The organism is Filimonas effusa, from assembly GCF_004118675.1.
Taxonomy (GTDB): Bacteria; Bacteroidota; Bacteroidia; order Chitinophagales; family Chitinophagaceae; genus Filimonas; species Filimonas effusa.
Window position 1 is genome coordinate 1 of the sequence record NZ_SDHZ01000002.1, and the last position, 25,242, is coordinate 25,242.

A 25,242-nucleotide genomic window follows, 5' to 3' on the forward strand; every position below is an offset into this window, starting at 1 on the left:
TAATTACTACCAGACTCCGCCAAAAACCTGCCCACACCCGAAGAAAGATTACCATTGCCCTGCAACTGTGCCGCAGCATGACTGCCACTGCCAGCCCCCGCAATGCCTCCAACCAATGATCCGAGCAAATCTGCCACCTGCAACCCAACCGGCGAACCCGGGTTCGCACCATTCAGCCGGTACCAGCTGTTTGCACGGATATTCACCTTATCCCCCGACATTACCTTCAAAACCATTCCGGTGCCAATTCTTTGCCCGTTACCATTTAACCGCTGGGTCCAGTCATTAGGACTCGTATAACCATCAGCAGGATAACCAGGCACTGTGTTTTTGTTCACCCTCCCTCCATCGGGAATAGCATAATACAGCCGCTCATTGGCAAGGGTAGCGTCTTCCAGCGAAGCTACAGGATAAGCATCCGTCTGATGCTCATCTGTTAACACCATACGCGTATTACCCAGGTGATCCTTTAGGAAATAATCATAAGCATACCCGCTAACCGCACCGCCGGCAGCACGTTTCACTCTCGTCCTGCCTTCTTCATGACCCAGGAACTTAAGCACATTGCTCTCATAAACATAGCTGCCCAGATAGGTTGTGTAATGATGCCTGGCCTCGTTATTATTAGCCGGAGTAGCGTATTCTTCCACACGCTTCTCCAGCTTGTTACCCGCCGCATCGTAAACATAGGTGATAACACCTTTGTCCTGGCCGTTATCTCCTTTCACCTTAATCTGCCAGGGCAGGTTTAAATAATTATAACTGATGGCTCCACCGGAAGCCAGGTCCAACCCCGTGCTACCAGTAATACCTTTATTCTTATCAGTTAGCAGGTTACCATTCACATCATAACCATAGTCATCCCCATTGGTATTTTTATCCGTAAAGTCGCCCAGTTGCTGGGCTGCAGTAATGGAGTCTGTTACATGGCTTAGTTTATTACTATTGCCATAGTACCCGTACACCAGGTTATCTATCTGGTTACTGCTGCCGCCGGTCTGAAGCCCCCATTGCTGCATTCGCCTGATATTCCCATTCGCATCATAGGCCGTTCCGTCGTTCCGGCCGTTACCGCCCATCTTCATGCTAAAGTCAATTGTCCGTCCCCCACCAAGATCATTGTTCCAGTTAGCACCATTACGTTGCCTGAAATCAGCGGACAACAAGCGATTGGCAGCGTCATAATCATACCCATAGCTACGCTCCTGCTGGTCGCCGGCGGTTTGCCAGCGCATTCCGGCAATGTTACCATTCAACTGGTTCTTCGAGTATCCCCAGTCATAGCTTAAGTCCATAGCAAACCAGCGATTATCTATCGGCTTTGTAACAGCACTGGCGGCGCTTTCATAGCCTTTCCAGTTTAATCCCTTCAGCCAGCCACGAATATTATAAGCATAATCCTGTGTTTCAAGAAAACCAGATGCTGGCATATTGACCGCATCAGTTTGCTGCCCCAGTTGTTTCGTTTTCAATTGACCTAACTCGTCATAACTGTTATGGGCAATAATACGGGTAGTAGCAGCATCATCATTCAGCGTTTTACGTATCTCAAGCAGCCGGCCGGCATGATCATAATCCAGCTCCGTGTACACCCGGCTGTTGATGGTATTACCCGATGGATTATTATGAACCTGGTAAGTACTGATATTCTTCCCGCCAAAATCATGGCGGGCTATCGTAATATCAGCGCCTCCTTTGTAGTTGTCTGCTTGTACCTGTATCACACGCCCTTTGTCATCATAATAATTCACAGATTCCAGCCAGGCGCCTTTGCTTAAATCATTGGCATCTTCAATCACACGCACCCTGGTCCCGGTTACCAGCGCACTAACCATGCTGCTTGCGGCAGACGGCAACGGCTCTCCATAAACATTATTCCCCTGGCCCAGCTTGTTATTATAAGCAGAAGTATAAGCCTTGTTAGTCCATCCATACCCGTCATAATAAGTAAACGTCAGGGGAATGAACGTCCCTCCCGGAGGCACTGGGTTCATGCTCACATCTTGACTGCTCGTAAACGCAACACCATCTGCAGCTACAATTTCTGTTTCAAATTCTCCACTGCCCGTTAACGCTCCTTCAAACACAATGCTGTTGGTAGCCTTATACACAGCCCGTCCATCATGTTCCGAAACATATAGATCTGCTGGCGTACCTGCACGGGTGCCGGTCTGGGATGCAGCCTGTACCTGGTCAGGCTGCACATTAACATAAGTCTGTAAGTCGGCACGGGTAATAGCTAAGGTCAGCATACCTGTCTGAACAGGCCTGTTGAAAGCATCGTAAAGCGTACCTAACCACCAATCCTTTTTACGCATAGTACCGTCCTGCGTAAACACAAGCCGGTCGCGCAGATCATATACCATATACACCCAGTCGGCGCCAGGAACCTTTTTAGCATACATCCGGTTACGGTAGTCATAAGCATACCGGAAACAAAGCTCGTCGGTTATACCAGCCGCACTAATGCTCCAGTTAACGGAAGGCTGCAACAACGCTTCCACACCCAGCGGCGGAACTACAAAACGAAGCTGGCCAAGATCATCATAAATGTAATACGTACAAAGCCAGCCTTCATGTGCCGTAATAGCCGCAGCGCCGTCATGTTTTATTTCTACTTTTTTTAATACAACCCGCCCCTCCCTGTCTTTATACTCAACCACCCGTTTTCCATTTTCGTCGGTCGTAACGGTCCGGTATAAGGTGGCAGCGCCATAGTAACCTGCCGATGTGGGAATGGCTGCTTCACCGGCGCCAATATCCCAGCTACGCACTTCACCGCCCGTATTCGCTTCATAACTGATGCCAACGCCAATACCCCTTCCGCCCCAGCTATTACCTGGCGCCATCGTTTTAACCGGCCTGTTCAATGGCGAAGCCTCAAATTCTGTTTTGGAATAAAGCACCAGCTCGCCCGCCAGTGCAGGTTGCGCAGCAGCATAGGCACCGTAAAACGCAGCCTGCTGGTTAAAAGGATCTGTCTTGAATGCCCCGTTGGTACCACCGGCATAAGGAAGATATTGGTAAGCCTCGCGTCCAAAAGCATCGTACAACACCGGCTTCACAACATCCGGCGCAGCAGCGCCGCCGCCGCCCCGCCTCGTAACAGTTTGCAAAGGCCGGCCTAGCCCGTCAACATATTGTGTTTGCTGCTGCACCTGCGTGTACCCCGCCGACAACACGGTCAACTCACTGGCTATAGGCTGCACAGGCGTAAAACTGCGCACATAATTAACCGGGTAATCTGTATAGTAGCCGGCAGGTGTAGCAGTAACCGTAACCGCGGCAGGCACGCCGCCCGTAGAAGGCGTCACCTGCGCACATAATGTGGTTGACCACAAAACCGGTACCAGTGCCACCGCTAATTTTAAGAGTATGGTAAGGGTTGATTGGGTTTTCATCGTAATGCTGTTTAGGATTTAAGGGAGTCTTTAACAGGAACAGGCTGCACACCGCTTTCCGAAGCGTTCATCACCTTCTGAACAAAAGGCGACAACAATGATGAATTAGATCCAAGCACAGCATAAAGCTTCCCTTGCCCGTTTATAAAAAATTTATGACCGGAGCCTTTCACGTCCATATCAAAATGTCCGTTCTCCTCTTTGCTGGTCAGCCATTTCATGACAGGCGACTGCCCCCCGCCTTTCCTGGAATACAGCACATCAGTTAACAGTATCCCTGTGTTCCCGTAACGCGCATTTATCGCAGCTTTGGTAGCCTGCGAAGCACCATCCTCCTGCGAAAGCACGCCAATAACTTGTACCCGGTTACCATAAGCGGCCACAAAGCCCTTCAGTTGTACTATAAGCGAATCAGCCGGGTTCACAGGCAGAATCATAAAAAGGATCTTCTTGCCGGCAAAATCTCCCAGGCGCACTTCTTTGTTATTGATATCCCTGAAGCTATGATCGTACAGCCCCTGCCCCATAACAGAACAGGTAGCCAACAGGCAAAACACCGCAATGATGTATGGTAAAAAGACTCGTTGAAGTTTATATAGTTTATGCATAAAAATTAGTAATTGACGGTTATAGTATTGCAACTGCTGGTAAGAGGAATATCATCTACCCATATCTCGCCTTGCGTTTCTGTAAAATAATTACACCCGATCTCGTACGATCTCCAGTCATTGCTCGATGGCATGATATAGATATTGTAATTACCCTGCGGCAGGTTTTGTAACACCGCGTTAGCGCCGTTTACCGAATGCAGCGTGTATTGCTGTAAAGTAGTGGTGTTGGTTAGTTCTATGGTAAAACCACCACCGGCATTATTGATAAAAGTGAAGTTAATGGGCGGAACTACGCAACCACCATGCGCATCAGCATAAGTCTGGGCATAATGCGCAGCCTGCGCATTAGCGTCCGCAAGCGAAATGGTAGAAGTGAACTGCCCCGCAGGCACAGACACATAAATCGGTGTAGGCTGCGCAGGAGAAACACAAACAGAAGAGTAATAAGTACCACTGGCATCACCACTGGTAAAAAATGCCGGCAAAGGACAGGCATTGGTATTCATACCCAGGTTCTTCCAGCGAACGCTGTGGTAATATAAACTACAAGGATTAGGATCACCATACACCTGTTCCTGCTCCTGTTCTCCCGTATTCTGCCCGCTAATCTGTACACACCTGGGCGGTGTCGACGTATTCACCCAATACTGCTCCTGCATATCCTGTACCAACGGATCATAGAGCGGATCGCCAAAGCCAATATAGTAATCCACCCAGCGGATTTGGTTATAAGTCGAGCTGTTCGGATTCACATCCTTTTCTTCTTGCTGCCCCATTCTGCTGTTATAGGCAATATTCAGTTCACAAGGTTTAACCCGCCTGGCGCCGGTAGGCTGCCAGTTGGCACCCGCTACAGGCCCGCAGTTGGTACATTCGCCAAGGTAGTCGTATGTATACTTTTTAAGAATATTATTTTCCTTATCTCTTACAATAGAAAGCCTGCCAAACAAATCATACTCGTAATAAGTGATCCTGCCACCGGGGTCGGTTTCACTGGTAACACCTGTCAACGGCTTATAAGTATAGGTATTCACAAAACAATTCGACAATGTCCGCAGCTTCTGAAGCTCTGTTCGCATCACCGCATCGGTGGATGCACTATTGTTAAGAACCGGTAAACTAATGCCGCTTTGCGCTACTACATCAGCATAGGCCTTACCCACAATTTTAGCAACAGGATATTTCTGGTTATAACCCCATATATAGGTAGTGATCAAACCATCCCTTCCGGTAACCTGCAGTATATTCCCCTTATCATCATACGCATTAATGGTAGCCTCAGTTTCCAACGCATTGCCCGCGATCGATTTCTGAATGGTACCGGGCTGTATGATAGTATTGTTTTGCCAAAGGTTATAATTGGTTCTGCCCCTTCCCAGCTCTTTGTGTAAAGTAATGTTCTCATGCACCAGCTCTATAACAGGACTAAGAATATTACGGCTCACCATGTCGCTGTAAGGAGAAATAGTTGCAAAATCTTTGGGATAACTGTAGGTAGTTTTTACAACTTCATTCTTGCCGTTTTGCACCTGCTCAGTACGCAGAAAGTGATCAGTGGTCTCAAAACCCATGTCGTATTGCGTAACAACAGTTCCGGCAGGCGTAAAATCTTCAACCGTTTTGCTGGTGAGCACTTGGCTGCCAGAACGATATTTTCGATATCCGTATCCATAAACACTGCAACTGCTGTTATGATAATCCTTTGCCGTATTATAGTAGGCATCTAAATCTAAGTCAGTGTTAGGCTCCTGTCTTGTATACACAACGCTGGTATGGGCGTAGGTAGGCATATCCCATGCTTCTTCCTTCAGCAAATAATCATATACATAGCTTTCTCGCTTTACCAGTTCATACTGGTTGTTTGCATATTTATATAGGGATTTTCCCGTCATCACAGGCTTGTAGCATTCATTCTGCGGATCAGAAAATTTCCTCGGGTAAGTGATAGGTTCATCACGATCGCGAACAATGAAATCTGACAACTGCGGATTATCACCCCAGCTATAGGAGCTGGCTGTTTTATGATTTACATACCCATATCCTGCAACATACTCGCTTACATACTCCGCTACAGCATCATATTTAATCTGGCTGCCTTGTAAATCAAAACTAATATAAGGGTCAGAAAGATATTCCCGCATACGAAATCCCATCTGTACATCATGAGGCCAGGCTATCGGAAATGTGGCTCCCAGATCTGTATAATAACGCCAGAAATGCATGGCATTACTTTCCAGAATCGACAGCGCTGCGCGGGAAGTGGATCCCGGCCTTAAATGCTCATTGATAGTTCCATACCCGTTTTCATTGATACCGTATTTGTATGTTTTATGAATCTCCTTTCCTAATACCGGGCGGGAAATGATCTCCGAAATTCTTATACCAGCTGCATCTCCACCATTATACCTGTTATCTTCATACACAAATTCAGTATTCCCGCCTGTGGGGTAAGTAATCGTTTTTATCATCCCCGTTATTTTACTGGCTAGCTGCGGGTTTCTTTCTACAAAAGGCAAACCAACATCCTTGTACCCGCCACCATTCATAAGGTAAGTTACAGGCTGTGCCGGCTGATAAGGCAGCAGGTTAAAAACAAATCGGCTGTAGTTTCCCCACCAGTCTTTCCTGCTCTCCGGTGCCGCCTCGTTATTACCTCCCTCATAATAACTAAATCCGTATTTCTCACTAACGGTATTCTGATCTTCTCCGTAAAAAGCCATGCGATCAAGGTGATAAAGGGGATCTCCCGTAGTATTCTTCGATAGATCAAATTTTATTTTTTTATAGGGTACCGCCTCCCTTTTGAAAACAATATCACTCAATAAATCATTACTATAATTCAATGCAACACTCCCCCCTTCAAACTGAACACCCGACAGTATAGGTACTATTTTATTAATCGCCGATGTCTGGGCTTCACGGTCCGCCGATTGCTGCCAATAGTAGGAAGGACCAAACCGGTTCAATAAACCACACTCGTATGCATCCAACTCACAATCATCCCAGATATACAAAGTAGAACTATTCCTGCGCCTGTCGTATATGGTAGCATGTTGTGACGCTGATACTTGCATCTCATACCGCGTATTATAAGTAAGCAATAGCTCATCCGTTCCATCATTCGACACAACTTTTGTTAAATACCAGGCTGTAGGCACCTCCCCCAGCTTCCCGTCGCTTATATCCCATTCAGGAAGCGTCTCAATTGCATTTGCTGTTGCCGCTGATATTTTTCCAAAAAAATATTTAGTACCATCCACGTCTGTTATCTCTATACGCTCAAAATAGCCCTTATCAGTGGCAGCTTTCGCCATGCTTATTTTCATCGGCGTATAAGGCATGAACATGGGCACTTTTACGCCATTTTCATTTTTCAAAACAAAATGACCTTGTTTGCCATTAGGCAGGGCATAACTGAAAATATCCAGCTCACTATCATAATATGGCTTTGTGTAACCGTTCGATATTTTTCCATCTGTACAGGCACTGTACAACTCATCAAAAGAGGGCTCATGATTCGGGTTCACAGTGTAAGGGGTAAGATAGTTCCATTCATCAGGATTTCCCTTCATCGTACGCGTTACCAGGCCGCCACAATTAAACGTCCACCGGATCCCCAATACCCCGTTAATTTCATTCGCCATTCTGCCCGAAGCATGAAAACTAATGCTCATCGGCAACGAAAGTTTCCTGCCGGAGATATTATGAAGTGGAACCGAAATATCCGTCAGTCCGGTATAAGCCGCCATCGGGTAATCACCATACCGGGTAAATGCCATCGACTGGGGAGAAGGATTGATAACTTTAGGCAAACTATAAGTTTCCTGTCCAAAGGCAGCTGTAAAAAACAAGGTCAGCGCATAAAGCATCGCATATGCCAACGCATTCTTACGTATGAAACGCATATTTAGAGATAAATACATGATAATTGGGTATAGGTTGAAAATCAGGGATTACCCGGAAAGCATTACTTGTTAACCAGGATGAAACAAATTTGAACGCTGTAAATAATAACCAGCATTAGGTCGCATCTTGAAGATGCCGGGCAGGCAATAGTGCAAATAGGTTGAATCCATATCAGGCGTTTAGGGATCGCTGCCGCAATAGTAAGGTTAAAAAATTAGTTTTTAACCAATATGGGGGGTATGGCTCCTTAAAACTATAAAATCAGCAACTTTTGCACACCACACCGAAACATGACTTTTGTCATTGTTATCACCTCCCATTATCCCTATATTACTTGCAACAAAATCACCGCAAATGGCAAAACAAGGCGGCCCATTCATTTTCGAAAAAACACTCGGAATCGTCTCTCTTTACAAGAGATGCGGGGTAGGCCTTGCCCGTTGCAAAAGCAACCTCACCGCCGAACGCTGGCGCAACGATCCCGCCTTCGCAGGCAGCCGCAAAAGCGCCGCAGAACTGAAAGCAGCCGCCGTCATTGCCGCTCCATTCTACAAAGCCCTCCCGGAAAACATCCGCATATTCAGCCTCTATCGCCAGCTCGTAGGACTGGCCAAAAAGCTCTTGGCGAAGCAAACCCCCATACCTGCTATTGAGCAAACCCTGGCACTGGCAGTCATCCGCCTGCGCAAAATGGCAGATACCCTGGCCCAACAAAAGCCAAAGCAGCCCGCCAAAAAAGAAACCGGAAGCACATCGCATCCGGTTACAATAAAATCAGTTGAAAAATACTGGCGCGTAAAACATACGATGCCATTTAAACATACGCCGCCATCTATAAAAGTATTGCCATCGCCACATAGCCTCTGGCCCAATACCGTCCGCTTAAAATCACAGCGCCGACGAACCAGGGCAGGAAGTGCGCAGCTGCCGCTCTTCCCCAATAGCCTCGATAGTATCGCAGCTTAACAAAGGCCGGAAGATGACCAGGGCATTCCTTTGCCCATATCTGCCCCCAAAGATCATTTTTCGCATTAACCACCACCTTACACCGCCTCAGCACCGCCTCACTACCACCTTACACCACCTTACACCACCTTACACCACCTTACACCACCTCACCACCACCTCACCACCACCTCACCACCACCTTACACCACCTCACCACCACCTTACACCGCCGCATCACCACCCTATCCCCGCAAAAATCAGCCTCCCGCCACACATCTTCACATCCCCTTCAGCACCTCTTCCCATCTACGAAGAAATACGCTTTAAACCTATACCCACACTATACGAAAGAGCTTCCTTCAACCTCTCCTCACATCCCCCAAGCTCTCTCCCCACATACCTCAACATCTCCCCCCTCTCTAAAATCCCAATCCCCAAAAATCCTCTGCCCCTACTCTAATGCCTGCACCTCCTTTGCAAATACAGCCCCCGCCGCACCTGCTGCACAGGCACCCCCTGTATCTTGCTCTCCAGCCACGATATCAAATCCAAATACATATAAGATCGCGCCTCCAATGGCCGCCCCTTATACCGCTCCAGCTTCTCCTTCAACGCCTTGAAAGCAGGTATCACCTTATTCGGCGCCAGCGAAAACGACTTCCGCAAAAACTTGAACACCTCCTCCTCCACCACACTCAGGTTCTTCATATTCGCCATAAACCGGTAAACCGACTTGATCAAATACTCCAGGATATCCCAGTTCCCCAACTCAAAATGAGCGATCAGGTGTAATAACCGCGCATAACACTGCAAATCCGTCCGCAGGTCCATCTTCCAATTGATGATCTGGTTCAGGTAATCTATCGCCCGCTCATTATCGCCACTGCCAAAATAAAGACAGGCAATCTTATAATAGAACACCAGCACCCGGTGCCGGTCAATATGTATCCGGTACTCCTCCAGCTTCTCCTCCAGCGCAGGCACCAGCGATAACCCCTCGCTGAAAGTGCCCTCCAGGAAATGACGGTTGATCCGTGCCGTATTTAAATACAAAAAAGTTTGTATACGAACATTGGCGTTACTGCTCCCCGCTTCCGAAGCCCCAAATGCCTCAAACAAGGCCAGCGCCTTATTAAAACCCTCATAATTCTCTAAAGAGAAATGAGCGCTCAGCAAATTATGCAGCCCCTTTATATATTGCCCCGTCTCTATCCCCTTCATCGCAGGCTGCTTCTCAAACAAGTCCACCCACTTCTGCGTATAACGGTAATACGCCAGCAGATCCTGTAAAATAAAGCTATACCAGGCGTACGACTGGTACAAATACATCCGCTCATAAAACTGCATATCCGCTAACTGGTATGCCGGCAAATGCATCTCAAAGAACATCTTCACCGCACCTACATCCTTTTCATCCCGGGCATGCCCCATCTTTATATACCAGCTATATAACTGAAGAGAAAGATTAGATAATTTATTAATAAGTGTTAAATGGGTATTCGCGCTCTCAACTTCAAGCGATAACTGGCTCGCACGGTTCTCCATACTGCGCGTGATATGCAGCATTTCAATCTTTTTCTCGAAAATAAGCGCCTGCATCTCAAAGGTTACCTGGCTGTTCTGCACCGCCAGCTGCTTTATCTTCTCCAGCAACTTCAGGCTTTGATGGTACAACCCCTTATTATATAATATCCGCGCATAGCTCATCTGCTCGTTCAGCTGCATCTCCACATGCTCATCTTTGCTGAAACGAAGGCTCGTTAATATCTGCTTGTACAAATGCGCCTTCATATTCGAAAGCTGCTGCTTCTTTAGCTCAGGGGATTTCAGTAACAGTTGCGCCTCATCATATTGGCTCATACTATCCAGGGCATCAAATAAGGTCACCACCTTCAATTCCTCCGTTCCACCCGCATTTCGCTTCACAAATAGCTTGAAATTCCGCTTTTCTGCCTTTTCAAGCGATTTCACCAACTGAAACAGTTCGTCCGTTGACCTGTTAGACATCGTAATTGCTTTTTTAAAGAATCCTTTACCAGTAAGGGTTTCAGGTATTTTCTACCCGCTTATCCTCCGTAGAACCAGCCATATTTTGGTTTGATAGGCCAGGAAACTAAGGATATTTTCGAAAACTAATCTGTAAACAACAAATTTCGGAAGGCAGAACCAAATATAAAGACAGACAATCTTTCTTTAACAATAATTAGCTATGACAGATCAAAAAATCTACATTTTCGATACCACGTTGCGTGATGGTGAACAAGTGCCCGGCTGTAAGCTGAACACAAAGGAAAAACTGGAATTGGCGCTGCAACTGGAACAACTGGGCGTAGACATTATTGAAGCAGGTTTCCCCATCTCCTCACCAGGCGACTTCGCCTCCGTTCAGGAGATCTCCAAGGTCATCAAAAACGCCACCGTATGCGGCCTCACCCGCGCCGTCCAGAAAGATATCGAAGTGGCTGCCGAAGCACTTAAATATGCAGCGCACCCGCGTATCCATACCGGTATCGGCTCCTCTGATATACATATCAAACACAAGTTCAATACCACCCGCGAAAACATCCTCGAGCGCGCCGCACAGGCTACCAAATGGGCGCGTAACCTCGCCCCCGATGTCGAATTCTTCGCCGAAGACGCAGGCCGCGCCGATAACGCCTTCCTCGCTAAACTCGTCGAAACGGTCATCGCAGCAGGCGCTACCGTAGTCAATATCCCCGATACCACCGGCTATTGCCTCCCACACCAGTACGGCGAAAAAATAGCTTACTTATATAATAACGTACCAAACATAGATAAGGCCATCATCTCCTGCCATTGCCATAACGACCTCGGACTGGCTACCGCCAACTCCATAGCAGGTGCCATCGCAGGCGCCCGCCAGATCGAATGTACCATCAATGGCATCGGTGAAAGAGCCGGTAATACTTCCCTCGAAGAAGTAGTAATGGTCATCAAACAGCACAGCTCCCTGGGCTTGTATACCAACGTCAAAACGGAACTGCTTAACCCCGTTAGCCAACTCGTAGCCGATACCATGCGCGTACCCGTGCAACCCAATAAGGCCATCGTTGGCTCCAACGCTTTTGCGCACTCCTCAGGCATCCACCAGGATGGTTTCCTGAAAGAATCACTCACCTACGAGATCATTACCCCCGAAGAAGTAGGCGCCGGTGGATCTAAAATCGTCCTCACCGCTCGCAGCGGACGCAGCGCACTCGCGCACCGCTTCCAGAAACTGGGCTTCGAATTCAACAGGAATGACGTCGACGTATTATACGAACGCTTCCTCCAGGTCGCCGACACTAAAAAAGAAGTGGAAGACGCCGACCTGCAAATACTCGCAAAACAATACGCTTCAGTAGCAGTAGCAAACTAATATTTACCTACACAAGATATGGCTAAGACTTTATTTGATAAGATTTGGGAAAAGCACGTGGTCAAACAGATTGAAGGAGGCCCCTCAGTACTGTATATCGACAGGCACTTTATTCATGAAGTGACCAGCCCACAGGCTTTCCAGGGATTGGAAAAAAGGGGACTGCAGGTATTCCGCCCCAAACAGATCGTAGCAACAGCAGATCATAACGTTCCTACACTCGATCAGCACCTGCCCATTAAAGAAGAACTCTCCCGCAAACAGGTGCAGGCGCTGAAAGACAATTGCGAAAAATTCGGAATCGAATTATACGGCTTAGGCCATCCCTACCAAGGCATCGTTCACGTGATCGGACCCGAACTGGGTGTTACGCAACCTGGCATGACCATGGTTTGTGGCGATAGCCACACTTCTACACACGGCGCATTCGGCACCATCGCTTTTGGTATCGGTACCAGCGAAGTAGAAATGGTAATGGCAACACAATGCCTTATGCAAAGCCGTCCCAAACTCATGCGCATCAATGTAGAAGGCACTTTGAACAAAGGCGTCGTTTCTAAAGACATCATTCTTTATATTATTTCCCTGATATCTGCCTCCGGCGCTACAGGTTACTTCGTCGAATTCGCAGGCTCCGCCATCCGCTCCCTCAGCATGGAAGCCCGTATGACCATCTGTAACATGAGCATCGAAATGGGCGCACGCGGCGGCATGATCGCTCCCGACGACATCACTTTCGATTACATGAAAGGCCGCCTCTTCGCTCCCAAAGGACAAGACTGGGATAACGCCGTTGCTTACTGGCGTACCCTCTTCACCGATGCAGATGCTGCATTCGATACCGAAGTCAACATCAAGGCCGAAGACATCGAGCCCATGATCACCTACGGCACCAACCCCGGTATGGGCATTGGCGTCAATGGTCATGTTCCCGCGCTCAGCGAAATAGAAGAAAACGAAAAACCTTCCTTCCAGAAATCACTGCACTACATGGGCCTCGAACCCGGCAGTAATATCAAAGGCAAAAAGGTCGATTACGTTTTCATCGGCAGCTGTACCAACAGCCGTATCGAAGACCTCCGCATGGTAGCCTCCTTCGTGAAAGGCAAAAAGAAAGCCTCCGACGTAGAAGTATGGATCGTCCCGGGAAGTAAACAGGTCGAAAAACAAGCCATCGAAGAAGGTATCGATAAAATCTTCAGTGAAGCAGGCTTCCAGCTCCGCCAGCCCGGATGCTCCGCCTGCCTCGGCATGAACGAAGACAAAATACCCGCCGGTAAATATTGTATCTCCACCTCCAACCGCAACTTCGAAGGCCGTCAGGGGGCAGGTGCAAGAACACTGCTCGCCAGTCCGCTCACAGCAGCTGCAGCAGCAGTTACAGGCGTAATAAGCGATGTGCGGGAATTGATTTAACGATCAACGACGCCCCAACGTTAGAAAGGACATTGATTTAAGGGAATGCAGCAGCCAGATCATAAACGTTAGTAACAGAATTAGGCAAATACATTAATAAGTTACAACGTTAATAACAACATTGATCCAGGTAAACGCACCAGTCAGATCATAACAATAAAAAGTAAGAGAACCGGTTTAAACAGTAACTATGCCCGACATTAAATGGAACGCAGCCCTCTACGATAACAAACACAGCTTTGTTTCTGCCTACGGCGAAGACGTGGTAGGCTGGCTCAACCCGTTACCCGGAGAACGTATTCTCGACCTCGGATGCGGTACAGGCCAGCTCGCCAACGACATCGCCACCCGCGGCGCTTCCATCATAGGTATCGATAAGTCGCCCGAAATGATCGCAAAAGCAAAAGCTACTTATCCCGCCCTCACCTTCGATGTCGCAGACGCCACAACCTTTCAGTTCTCCGAACCGTTCGACGCCATCTTCTCCAACGCCACCCTGCATTGGGTAAACGAAAAAGAACTGGCCGCAGCCGCTATCTTCCGTAACCTCAAACCCGGCGGACGCCTGGTCCTGGAAATGGGAGGCAAAGGCAACGTGCATCATATCGGCCAGGCCATCCGCGAAGCCATGAAACTGCAGGGCCTCGAAAATAAAATAGCAGCCGACTTCTGGTACTTCCCCTCCCTGGGCGAATACACCAGCCTGCTCGAAGCCACAGGCTTCAGAATACTGTCTGCCGCCCATTTCGACCGCCCTACTCCCCTCACCGGCGAAACAGGCATGGAAGACTGGATCAATATGTTCGGCAGCTTCTTCTTCAAACACATCACCCCGGAACAGGCAACAGCCGTTACCAAACAGGCAGTTGAACTGCTCAAACCACAGTTCTGTAACGAAGGCGCATGGCACGCCGATTATGTTCGCCTTAGGGTGAAAGCCATTAAACCAGAAAGAAATTAGTATGAGCAAGAAAATAGATATCGTTGCTACATCAGCAGTACCATTGAATATTGAAAATATCGATACCGATCAAATCATCCCCGCACGTTTCCTTAAAGCTACCAGCAGGGACGGATTTGGTAAAAATCTCTTCCGCGACTGGCGTTATGAAAATGACGACGAAAACCAGCCCAAAGCAGATTTCATCCTCAACAACCCCGTTTACAAAGGCAAAATACTCGTAGCCGCTAAAAACTTCGGCTGCGGTTCCAGCCGCGAACACGCAGCATGGGCCATCAAAGACGCAGGCTTCGACGTAGTAGTAAGCAGCTTCTTCGCCGATATCTTCAAAAACAACGCACAGAACAACTTCCTGTTGCCCGTTACCGTCTCGGAACCCTTCCTGCAAAAGATCTTCAAAGCAATTGAAGCCGATGCCAACACCATCATCGAAGTGAACCTGCCGGAGCAAACCATCACGATCAAAGCCACAGGCGAATCAGAAGGCTTCGACATCAATAGCTATAAAAAAGACTGTATCCTCAACGGCTTCGACGATATCGACTACCTGTTGAACATGAGATCCGAAATCGAAGCCTACGAAGCAGCACGCTAAAAAATTATTGCCATAACATGTCTTCTCCTTTTATCATAGCACAACAAATACAGGTAAAGCACCAGCAACAGGTGATCTTGAACCAGCTGAACTTTACCATCAATAAAGGAGAACACTGGCTGCTCACAGGCGAAGCCGGTTCCGGAAAATCAACACTGGCGAAGTTATTGGGTGGCCAAACTTTTTATACAGGCAGCCTGTCTGTGAATTATAATGCAACATCAGGCCAGATGCCCTTCTGGTATGTACCACAATGGCATCACTTCACCAACCACGCAGGCATCAGCGACTTCTACTATCAGCAACGCTACAACAGCAGCGATGCCGATGATGCACGCACCGTAACTGAAGATATAAAGGCCGATTTCCCGCAGGCAGCGGCAGAAGCTATCAACACACTACTGGAACAATTAGGCATCGGCCATAGAGCCGGTGCCTCTTTATTATTACTCTCCAGTGGTGAACAAAAAAAACTGCAACTGGTAAAAGCCATCCTGGCAGCACCGCAGCTCCTGGTCCTCGATAATCCATATATAGGCCTCGACATCGCCTCCCGCAAACAGCTGAACGAAACCCTGGGCAACCTCACACAACAAGGCACCCAGCTCATCATCATCAGCGACACAAAGGAGATCCCGGCCTGTATCACGCACGTAGCAGTGCTCAACAAAACGCCGCAACCAAAACCAGCTGCTCAGTCAAACCCACCAACGCAACCAAAACTAACGGCACAACAACTGCAAATTTTCACGGTAGCCGCATTCAACGCAGCAGACCATCCTGTAAAAAGCTCTTTCGCTTTCGACACCGACCTGCTGGGCGATGCCTTCACCGCTACGCCCGAAAACAGCAGCTTCCAAACCGCCGTTGAACTAAACAACGTCAACATCACCTACGGCGATAAAAAAGTATTGCAGCAGGTGAGCTGGACCGTGAACAAAGGTGAAAAATGGCTCCTGCAAGGCCACAACGGCGCAGGTAAGTCTACCCTGTTAAGCCTCATCACCGGCGATAACCCACAGGCATACGCCAACAACATCACCCTGTTCAATAAAAAACGCGGCTCCGGTGAAAGTATCTGGGATATCAAAAAGAAAATAGGCTTCGTTTCGCCCGAACTGCACTGGTACTTCGATAAGAACACAACCTGCCGCGAAGTCATCCTCTCCGGGTTCTTCGATACCACAGGTTTGTATCGCACCGCCTCCGCAGAACAACAAAAGACTGCCGACGCTTGGCTTCACTGCCTGCAACTGCAGTCCATCACCAATAAATTACTGGCGCATGTATCTATTGGCCAGCAACAATTACTCCTGCTGGCAAGAGCATTCGTGAAGAACCCGCCGCTCCTCCTCCTCGATGAACCCTTCCAGGGCGTCGACGAAGAACACGCAGCACAGTTCATCACACTCATCGATGCATGGATGCAGCAACCAGATAGAACACTCATTTACATAAGCCACCGGAACGATCAGATCCCCGCTTGCGTAAACCATGTATTCGTGCTCGAACAAGGAAAACACCACGTAAAACCCATTAAAAAAACAATCGTATAATCCAATCGCACCCGCAAGGGCTGCCCTGAAAAATAATAAATAGTAAACGAATGAAAAAGAATATCGCAGTTATCTTAGGGGATGGCATAGGACCTGAAGTAACACAGCAATCCATCAAAGTCCTGGACGCAATAGCCCAGCAATACAAACATGAGTTTACCTACACCTACGCCCTCATGGGTGCCGATGCAATCGATAAAACCGGCAGCCCCCTGCCCGATGAAACGCTGTCTACATGCCTCGCCAGCGACGCTATCTTATTTGGCGCCATCGGCCACCCTAAATACGATAACGACCCCGCAGCAAAAGTGCGCCCCGAACAAGGCCTCCTCAAACTGCGCAAATCATTACAACTCTTCGCCAACATTCGTCCTATTACTACTTACCCCGCATTACAACACCTGTCTCCCCTCAAGGCTAAAAACCTCGAAGGTGTAGACTTCGTGATCTATCGCGAATTAACCAGCGGTATCTACTTCGGTAAAAAGAACCTGAGCGACGACAAAACAACGGCCTCCGACGATTGCGTATATACTGCCTCTGAAATCGAACGTATCGCTCACCTCGCATTTAAACATGCACAAAAACGCCGCAAAAAACTCACGCTGGTCGATAAAGCCAATGTGCTCGAAACCTCACGCCTCTGGCGCAAAGTAGTGCAGGAGATCGCGCCACAGTACAGCGACGTTACAGTTGACTATATGTTCGTCGACAACGCCTCCATGCAAATCATCATCAACCCAAAACAGTTCGACGTAATACTTACCGAAAATATGTTTGGCGATATCATCAGCGACGAAGCCAGCGTATTGAGCGGTTCACTTGGCCTCGCTCCTTCAGCCTCCGTAGGCAGCGGCGTCGCCCTCTTCGAACCTATCCACGGCTCTTATCCCCAGGCTGCAGGTAAAGATATCGCCAACCCCATCGGCTCTATCCTCTCCGCGGCAATGATGCTCGACCACTTCGGCCTCAACGAAGAAGCACGCCTCGTAACAGATGCCGTTCAATGGATGCTGCAACACGGGTTCGTGACCAAAGACATCGATCCTATCAATAGCTACGCAACCACCGCCATCGGCGACCTGGTAAAGGATTTCATCGAAAATAAATTACCAACCGAAGCTTATAAAGATAATATCAGGCTTAGCAAGTCTACGATCATCTAAAAACCCTTTATAAAAAATAAAGGAAAAAAGTTCTTTGTTTTGTTATTGGCCGTATGTATATTTGAAGCATCAAATTTCAAACCGCCAATATGTTAGCAGGCAAAATCAATAATATTATCATTCGCAGCACAGTCATTATTGTGGTGGTGATAGTCATTATTATTCCTGCACTGCACGGAGGTGGTCCTAACGTATAATTTCAATAAAAAAGAATACAAAGCCCGCCTCCACAAAGGCGGGCTTTTTTTATGCCCATGCCCGCCGGAATAGGGCAATAATAACGGTTAGCACAATAAGTTATGAGCAAGCAACAGACAGACAGTAACGGAAGCGAAGTAATGAACAAGTACTCTCGTGTTTTAACCCAGGACGAAACGCAACCCGCTGCACAGGCTATGTTATACGGCATCGGTCTTACCGATGGCGATATGGCAAAACCTCAGGTGGGTATCGCTAGTATGGGTTACGATGGTAACCCCTGTAACATGCACCTCAACGGTCTCGCTCAGGTCGTCAAGCAGGGGGTTTGGGAAACTGATCTTGTCGGACTTATCTTCAATACCATCGGCGTTAGCGATGGCATGAGTAACGGCACCGATGGCATGCGCTATTCACTCGTTAGCCGCGACATCATCGCCGACTCTATCGAAGCTGTTTGTGGTAACCAGTATTACGATGCCCTCATCACCATACCAGGCTGCGATAAAAATATGCCCGGATCCGTAATAGCTATGGGCCGCCTCAACCGCCCCGCTATCATGATCTACGGTGGCACCATCGCCCCAGGCCACTGGAAAGGACAGGACCTCAACATCGTTTCTGCCTTCGAAGCTTTAGGACAAAAAATAGCCGGTAACATTGCCGATGAAGACTTTAAAGGCATCATTAAACATGCCTGCCCCAGCGCCGGTGCATGTGGGGGCATGTACACCGCAAACACAATGGCTTCAGCTATCGAAGCCCTCGGCATGAGCCTCCCCTACTCTTCTTCAAGCCCCGCTTTAAGTAAAGAAAAACAGGAAGAATGCGCCAAAGCAGGCGAAGCCATAAAACTGCTGCTGGCAAATGATATCAAACCTTCCGATATCATGACCCGCAAAGCTTTCGAAAATGCCATCGTTACCATCATGGTTCTCGGAGGTAGCACCAACGCCGTATTGCACCTCATCGCAATGGCTAAAAGCGTAAATGTTGATCTGTCGCAAGACGACTTCCAGGCCATCAGCAACCGCATTCCCGTACTGGCCGACTTTAAACCAAGCGGCAAATACATGATGCAGGATTTACATGAACACGGCGGCGTTCCTGCCGTTATGAAATACCTGCTGAAAGAAGGTTTATTGCATGGCGACTGCCTTACCGTTACCGGTAAAACACTGGCCGAAAACCTCGCCCAGGTACCCGATCTTAACTTCGAAACACAAAAGATCATCTACCCTTTATCACAACCTATCAAAGCAACAGGTCACCTGCAGATCCTTTACGGCAACCTCGCCGAAGCAGGCAGCGTAGCCAAGATCAGCGGTAAAGAAGGAGAACGCTTCGAAGGCACGGCACGTGTTTTCGATGGCGAACAGGAACTTAACGCAGGTATCCTGGCAGGAAAAGTAAAACCCGGAGACGTAGTGGTAATACGCTATGTAGGCCCTAAAGGCGGCCCCGGTATGCCCGAAATGCTGAAACCAACCTCACTCATCATCGGTGCAGGTCTGGGTAAAAGCGTAGCCCTCATCACCGACGGCCGCTTTAGCGGCGGCACGCACGGTTTCGTCGTCGGTCACATCACGCCCGAGGCTTATGAAGGCGGTAACATCGCACTCGTTCAAAACGATGACATCATCGAAATCGACGCAGTCAACAATACCATCAACCTTAAAGTAAGCCCCGAAGTGATAGCCGAAAGAAAAGCAGCCTGGAAACAACCTGCCCTCAAAGCAGAAAAAGGCGTGCTCTTTAAATATGCCAAATCAGTGAAAAACGCAGCCTCAGGTTGCGTAACCGACGAACAATAATCTGAATACCGATAAAACTAGTTGTATGAGCAACGCAACGACGACAACAATAGAACCGGCAATAGCCGCACCCGATAAAGCCACTCAAACGCTCTCCGGCTCCCAGGCAGTGCTCGAAGCATGCCTCGCCGAAGGCGTAACCACCATCTTCGGTTACCCCGGTGGCGCTATCATGCCTATTTATGATGCCCTGTACGATTACGCCGATAAACTCGAACATATCCTCGTCCGCCACGAACAGGGAGGCATCCACGCCGCTCAGGGATATGCACGCGCTTCCGGCCGTACCGGCGTCGTATTCGCTACCAGCGGCCCCGGCGCCACCAACCTCGTCACAGGCCTCGCCGATGCGTTGATCGACAGCACACCGCTTGTTTGCATAACAGGTCAGGTATTTGCCCACCTACTCGGCACCGATGCCTTCCAGGAAATCGACGTCATCAACATCACTACCCCCGTTACCAAATGGAACTACCAGGTAACCGATGCCACCGAAATCCCCGCCGTTCTGGCCAAAGCATTCTATATCGCAGGTACAGGCCGCCCCGGCCCCGTTCTTATCGATATCACCAAAAATGCACAGCTCCAGAAATTCGACTACGAAGGATATACGCCCTGTAACCATATCCGCAGCTATCGCCCCAAACCTATCGTCCGTAAAGAATACGTGGCCGAAGCAGCAGCGCTTATCAACGCAGCACAAAAACCTTTCGTTATATTCGGACAAGGTGTCGTACTCGGTAAAGCAGAACAGGAATTCAAAACCTTCATCGAAAAAGCAGGTCTGCCCGCAGCATGGACCATCATGGGCATGGGCGCAATTCCTACCAATCACCCACAGGCGGTTGGTATGCTGGGCATGCACGGCAACTATGCCCCCAACGTCCTCACCAATGAATGCGATGTACTCATAGCAATCGGTATGCGCTTCGACGACCGCGTAACAGGACGCCTCGATAAATACGCCAAACAAGCCAAAGTGATCCACCTGGATATAGACCCGGCCGAGATCGATAAAAACGTGAAAGCCGACATACCTGTATGGGGCGATTGTAAAGAAACTTTACCCTTGCTCACCGCACTGGTAGAAAAGAAAGACCGCAGCAGCTGGCTCAGCGAATTCAGGGAACTGGAGAAAAAAGAACAGGAACAGGTAATAACACCCGAACTGAATCCTTCCTCCGACACCCTCACCATGGGCGAAGTACTCAAATTCATCAACGAACTTACCGAAGGTGAAGCCATCATGGTTACCGACGTAGGCCAGCATCAAATGGTGACCTGCCGCTATGCACACTTCAACAACAGCAAAAGCAACATTACTTCAGGCGGACTCGGCACCATGGGCTTTGGCCTTCCTGCCGCCATCGGGGCCAAATACGGCGCTCCCGATAAACACGTAATAGCCATCATCGGCGATGGCGGTATCCAAATGACCATCCAGGAATTAGGAACCATCATGCAGTTCGGGGCAGCAGTGAAAATACTCATCCTCAACAACCAGTTCCTCGGCATGGTACGCCAATGGCAGCAACTGTTTCACGACAAACGCTACTCCTTCGTTAACATCACCAGCCCCAACTACGTTACTGTAGCCAAAGGCTATGGCATCGAAGGCCGCACCGTAGACCAGCGCGCCGACCTGAAAGCTGCATTGAAAACAATGCTCGATCACCCCGGCGCCTACCTGCTCGAAGTAATGGTAGGTAAGGAAAACAACGTTTTCCCAATGGTGCCGCAAGGTTGTAGTGTTTCCGAAATCCGTCTCTCTTAACCAAGTGAATGTAAGTTGTATGCAAAAGCAAGAATTTACCATAACAGCGTATACCGAAAACCAGATCGGCCTTATCAACCGCATCGCCATCATGTTTTCACGCCGTAAAATAAATATAGAAAGCCTCAACACTTCTCCCTCCGAGATCGAAGGCATCCACCGCTTCACCATTGTCATCAATGAAACCGAAGAAGTGGTACGCAAACTCTGCCGCCAGATCGAAAAACAGGTCGAAGTACTGAAAGCTTACTACAATACCAACGATGAGATCGTATGGCAGGAAATGGGCTTGTATAAAGTACCAACAGATATCATCGCCGAAAAAGTAAAAGTAGAACGACTGCTAAGGGAATTCGGCGCAAGGGCCGTAGTCATCCGTAAAGACTACACCGTCTTCGAAACCACAGGCCACCGCGAAGAGATCGAAAGGCTCATCAAAGCCCTCGAACCCTATCACCTCATCGAATTCGTTCGCAGCGCCCGTGTAGCCATCATCAAAGACAGCCACGGCTTCCACACCAAACTCAAAGAGTTCGAAAAAGAAGAACCCGGCGAAGAAGTGATCGAAAACGAATTCCTCGACAAAAGAGAACAAGTATTCACAATGTAGAAATAGAACAGGCGACAGAATGGTAGAAGCTTATTTATTTAAGGGTCGTTTACCGGCAACAAAATCAGGTAAAAACAACCAACTCCTTGTCATCTGCCATCCTGTTACCTGGTATCAATTTATATTCACAACAAAACAATAAGCAACTAATGGCAAAATTAAATTTTGGCGGAGTGGAAGAAAACGTAGTAACTCGCGAAGAGTTCCCACTTAGCAAAGCCCAGGAAGTTTTAAAGAATGAAACCATCGCTGTAATTGGTTACGGCGTACAGGGCCCTGGACAGGCTTTGAACCAACGCGATAACGGCATCAACGTTATCGTTGGTCAACGCAAAAATTCAAAAACATGGGACAAAGCAATTGCCGACGGTTTTGTGCCTGGTGAAACATTATTCGAAATCGAAGAAGCATTACAGAAAGGTACCATCATCTGCTACCTCCTCAGCGATGCTGCACAAATAGAACTGTGGCCTACTGTACAAAAGCACCTGACCCCAGGTAAAGCCCTGTACTTCTCTCATGGCTTCGGCATCACCTTCAACGAACAAACCGGTATCGTTCCTCCTAAAGACGTAGACGTATTCCTGGTAGCGCCTAAAGGTTCCGGCACTTCACTGCGCCGCATGTTCCTGCAGGGCCGTGGCTTGAACAGCAGCTACGCTATCTTCCAGGACGCAACAGGTAAAGCAAAAGAAAGGGTAATAGCCTTAGGCATCGCCGTAGGTAGCGGCTACCTCTTCGAAACTGATTTCAAAAAAGAAGTATTCAGTGACCTTACAGGCGAACGCGGTACCCTCATGGGCGCTATCCAGGGTATCTTCGCTGCACAATACCAGGTATTGCGCGATAAAGGACACTCTCCTTCCGAAGCTTTCAACGAAACGGTAGAAGAACTCACCCAGTCTCTCATGCCACTCGTTGCCGAAAACGGTATGGACTGGATGTACGCCAACTGCTCTACCACTGCACAACGCGGCGCCCTCGACTGGTGGAAGAAATTCCGCGACGCTACAGCTCCTGTCTTCAAAGAACTGTACGAAAGCGTAGCTACAGGTAAAGAATCTCAGCGTTCTATCGACTCCAACAGCAAAACCGACTATCGCGAAAAACTCGATGCCGAATTAGCTGAATTACGCGAAAGCGAAATGTGGCAGGCTGGTAAAACCGTCCGCAGCCTTCGTCCCGAAAATCAGAAATAACAATAACAACAGAGGCTGTAACCTAACCGGTACAGCCTCTGTTACTTAGCTTCGGGCCGTATCATAAATCCAATAGCGCTGCTACCACCGTTCCAGCTTCTACAGACCGGTACAACTTCCCGATAAAATCTTATTCCAATGAGCACAACAGCCACTTTGCCCGAACTTGATTATAGCGCAGCCGCAGAACGACTGAAGAAAGTAGTTACCAGAACACCCCTCGCCTACAGCCAGAGTCTCTCCAGGAAATACGACTGCAACGTATTCCTCAAAAGAGAAGACCTCCAGGTAGTACGCTCCTATAAATTACGTGGCGCCTATAATATGATGGTAACCCTGAACGAAGACCAGCGCAACCGCGGCGTAGTATGCGCCAGCGCAGGTAACCATGCACAGGGATTCGCATTCTCCTGTAAACAACTTAACGTCAAAGGTGTTGTGTTCATGCCCATTATTACCCCCAAACAAAAGGTGACTCAAACCCGCATGTTCGGCGAAGACATGATCGAAATAAAACTCGTTGGTGATACATTCGACGACTGCGCCATCGCTGCCCGTGAATACACACAGCAGCATAACATGACATTCATCCCTCCTTTCGACGATGCCCGCATCATTGAAGGCCAGGCAACAGTAGCCGTAGAGATCCTCGACGAATTAGCCAACCTCGATTATGTATTCGTACCCATCGGCGGCGGCGGATTATGCGCCGGCGTAGGCTCCTACCTCAAAGCCTATTCACCCAAAACAAAAGTCATTGGCCTCGAACCCGAAGGCGCTCCATCCATGACCGAAGCCCTCAAAGCAGGCCACCCCGTTACACTCGATAACATCGACCGCTTTGTCGACGGCGCCGCCGTTAAACGCGTTGGCGACCTCACCTTCCGCATCTGTAAAGAGGTGCTGCACGACATGCACCTCGTTCCCGAAGGACGTGTATGCTCCACCATCCTCAAACTCTATAACGAAAATGCCATCGTAGCCGAACCCGCAGGCGCACTATCCATTGCAGGCCTCGAAGACTACGCCAAAGAAATTAAAGGCAAAACCGTCGTATGCGTCGTAAGCGGCAGCAACAACGACATCGACAGGATGCCCGAAATAAAAGAACGCTCCCTCCAGTACGAAGGCCTCAAACACTACTTCCTGATCCGCTTCGCACAACGCCCCGGCGCCCTCAGGGAATTCCTCAACCTCGTACTCGGCCCCAAAGACGATATCACCCGCTTCGAATACATGCAGAAAACCAATAAAGAATCAGGCCCCGCCCTGGTAGGTATTGAACTGCAACAAAAAAACGACTACGAACAACTCCTCCTCAAAATGCAGGAATACCGTATCGACTACACCGAACTCAACAAAGACGACAAACTGTTCGGCTACCTGGTATAAAGCCATAAATAGGCAAGGATAAATACCACTACGCTATCCACCAATTCTTAGTGCCCGGCTTTGCTGAAGAAGATTTATGGGACAGTGTCCCACAAATTGAGCTTGCAGTAAATCTCGCAGGCCGCACCTAATTAAAAGTAGCAGCGCTTTTTCGATATCAAAATAATAACGAACAAGCGCTGCTTTCCATAATCACCAGGGAACTACAGGAAAAATAATATTCAACACTAACGATTGTTATAAAAAAAGCATTGATTATCTTCGGTTTAATAATGATAGCAAGGTTTCTTCATATTATCTCTTCCACAACGCTCGT

Annotated in this window: 16 protein-coding genes; 12 read left to right on the forward strand and 4 right to left on the reverse strand. The window is 48.5% G+C overall.

All coding sequences use genetic code 11. From position 1 onward, the window contains the following. From ESB13_RS11505 to ESB13_RS11515, 3 genes are all read right to left on the reverse strand, one after another. Positions 1–3,401: DUF6443 domain-containing protein (locus ESB13_RS11505; RefSeq protein ID WP_129003407.1), on the reverse strand; the 3,401-nt coding region annotated here is incomplete at its 3' end. A gap of 11 nt (positions 3,402–3,412) precedes the next feature. Then, positions 3,413–3,928, reverse strand: coding sequence for a thioredoxin domain-containing protein (locus ESB13_RS11510; RefSeq protein WP_164974180.1), 516 nt, complete (start codon positions 3,926–3,928; stop codon positions 3,413–3,415). An 86-nt stretch (positions 3,929–4,014) separates the two neighbouring features. Continuing rightward, positions 4,015–7,935 (reverse strand): DUF5977 domain-containing protein, encoded by a 3,921-nt coding sequence (locus ESB13_RS11515; protein ID WP_129003411.1) that lies wholly within the window; start codon positions 7,933–7,935, stop codon positions 4,015–4,017. Positions 7,936–8,272: 337 nt separating this feature from the next. Between ESB13_RS11515 and ESB13_RS11520 the strand changes: the two genes are divergently transcribed. Then, positions 8,273–8,884, forward strand: a complete 612-nt coding sequence (locus tag ESB13_RS11520; RefSeq protein ID WP_129003413.1) for a hypothetical protein — start codon at positions 8,273–8,275, stop codon at positions 8,882–8,884. 438 nt (positions 8,885–9,322) lie between these two features. On the opposite strand, the gene ESB13_RS11525 is transcribed toward ESB13_RS11520, so the two are convergent. After that, the gene (locus ESB13_RS11525; protein WP_129003415.1) at positions 9,323–10,873 is read right to left on the reverse strand and encodes a hypothetical protein; all 1,551 of its coding nucleotides are present in this window, start codon (positions 10,871–10,873) and stop codon (positions 9,323–9,325) included. Positions 10,874–11,075: 202 nt separating this feature from the next. Between ESB13_RS11525 and ESB13_RS11530 the strand changes: the two genes are divergently transcribed. The 11 genes from ESB13_RS11530 to ilvA all read left to right on the forward strand — a co-directional run bounded on the left by ESB13_RS11530 (position 11,076) and on the right by ilvA (position 24,926). Further along, positions 11,076–12,245 (forward strand): 2-isopropylmalate synthase, encoded by a 1,170-nt coding sequence (locus tag ESB13_RS11530; RefSeq protein ID WP_129003417.1) that lies wholly within the window; start codon positions 11,076–11,078, stop codon positions 12,243–12,245. Between the two features lie 18 nt (positions 12,246–12,263). Further along, positions 12,264–13,661 carry a 3-isopropylmalate dehydratase large subunit gene (gene leuC / locus ESB13_RS11535; protein WP_129003418.1) on the forward strand — a complete coding sequence of 466 codons (1,398 nt, stop codon included), beginning with the start codon at positions 12,264–12,266 and terminating at the stop codon, positions 13,659–13,661. Between the two features lie 190 nt (positions 13,662–13,851). Next, complete coding sequence (locus ESB13_RS11540) at positions 13,852–14,622, forward strand: class I SAM-dependent methyltransferase (RefSeq protein ID WP_129003420.1); 771 nt, start codon at positions 13,852–13,854, stop codon at positions 14,620–14,622. 1 nt (position 14,623) lies between these two features. Next, on the forward strand, positions 14,624–15,217 hold the full coding sequence (leuD, locus tag ESB13_RS11545) for a 3-isopropylmalate dehydratase small subunit (RefSeq protein ID WP_129003422.1): 594 nt from the start codon (positions 14,624–14,626) through the stop codon (positions 15,215–15,217). A gap of 17 nt (positions 15,218–15,234) precedes the next feature. Then, complete coding sequence (locus tag ESB13_RS11550; protein WP_129003424.1) at positions 15,235–16,773, forward strand: ATP-binding cassette domain-containing protein; 1,539 nt, start codon at positions 15,235–15,237, stop codon at positions 16,771–16,773. Positions 16,774–16,823: 50 nt separating this feature from the next. Continuing rightward, complete coding sequence (gene leuB / locus ESB13_RS11555) at positions 16,824–17,939, forward strand: 3-isopropylmalate dehydrogenase (protein WP_129003426.1); 1,116 nt, start codon at positions 16,824–16,826, stop codon at positions 17,937–17,939. Positions 17,940–18,238: 299 nt separating this feature from the next. After that, positions 18,239–19,951: a dihydroxy-acid dehydratase gene (gene ilvD, locus ESB13_RS11560; protein ID WP_129003428.1), complete on the forward strand. Its 1,713-nt coding sequence runs from the start codon at positions 18,239–18,241 to the stop codon at positions 19,949–19,951. Between the two features lie 25 nt (positions 19,952–19,976). After that, positions 19,977–21,725 (forward strand): biosynthetic-type acetolactate synthase large subunit, encoded by a 1,749-nt coding sequence (ilvB, locus tag ESB13_RS11565; RefSeq protein ID WP_129003429.1) that lies wholly within the window; start codon positions 19,977–19,979, stop codon positions 21,723–21,725. A gap of 19 nt (positions 21,726–21,744) precedes the next feature. Then, the gene (gene ilvN / locus ESB13_RS11570) at positions 21,745–22,335 is read left to right on the forward strand and encodes an acetolactate synthase small subunit (protein WP_129003431.1); all 591 of its coding nucleotides are present in this window, start codon (positions 21,745–21,747) and stop codon (positions 22,333–22,335) included. A 149-nt stretch (positions 22,336–22,484) separates the two neighbouring features. Then, positions 22,485–23,534 (forward strand): ketol-acid reductoisomerase, encoded by a 1,050-nt coding sequence (ilvC, locus tag ESB13_RS11575; protein WP_129003433.1) that lies wholly within the window; start codon positions 22,485–22,487, stop codon positions 23,532–23,534. A gap of 138 nt (positions 23,535–23,672) precedes the next feature. Beyond that, positions 23,673–24,926, forward strand: coding sequence for a threonine ammonia-lyase (gene ilvA / locus ESB13_RS11580; RefSeq protein ID WP_129003435.1), 1,254 nt, complete (start codon positions 23,673–23,675; stop codon positions 24,924–24,926). Positions 24,927–25,242: the final 316 nt, after the last annotated feature.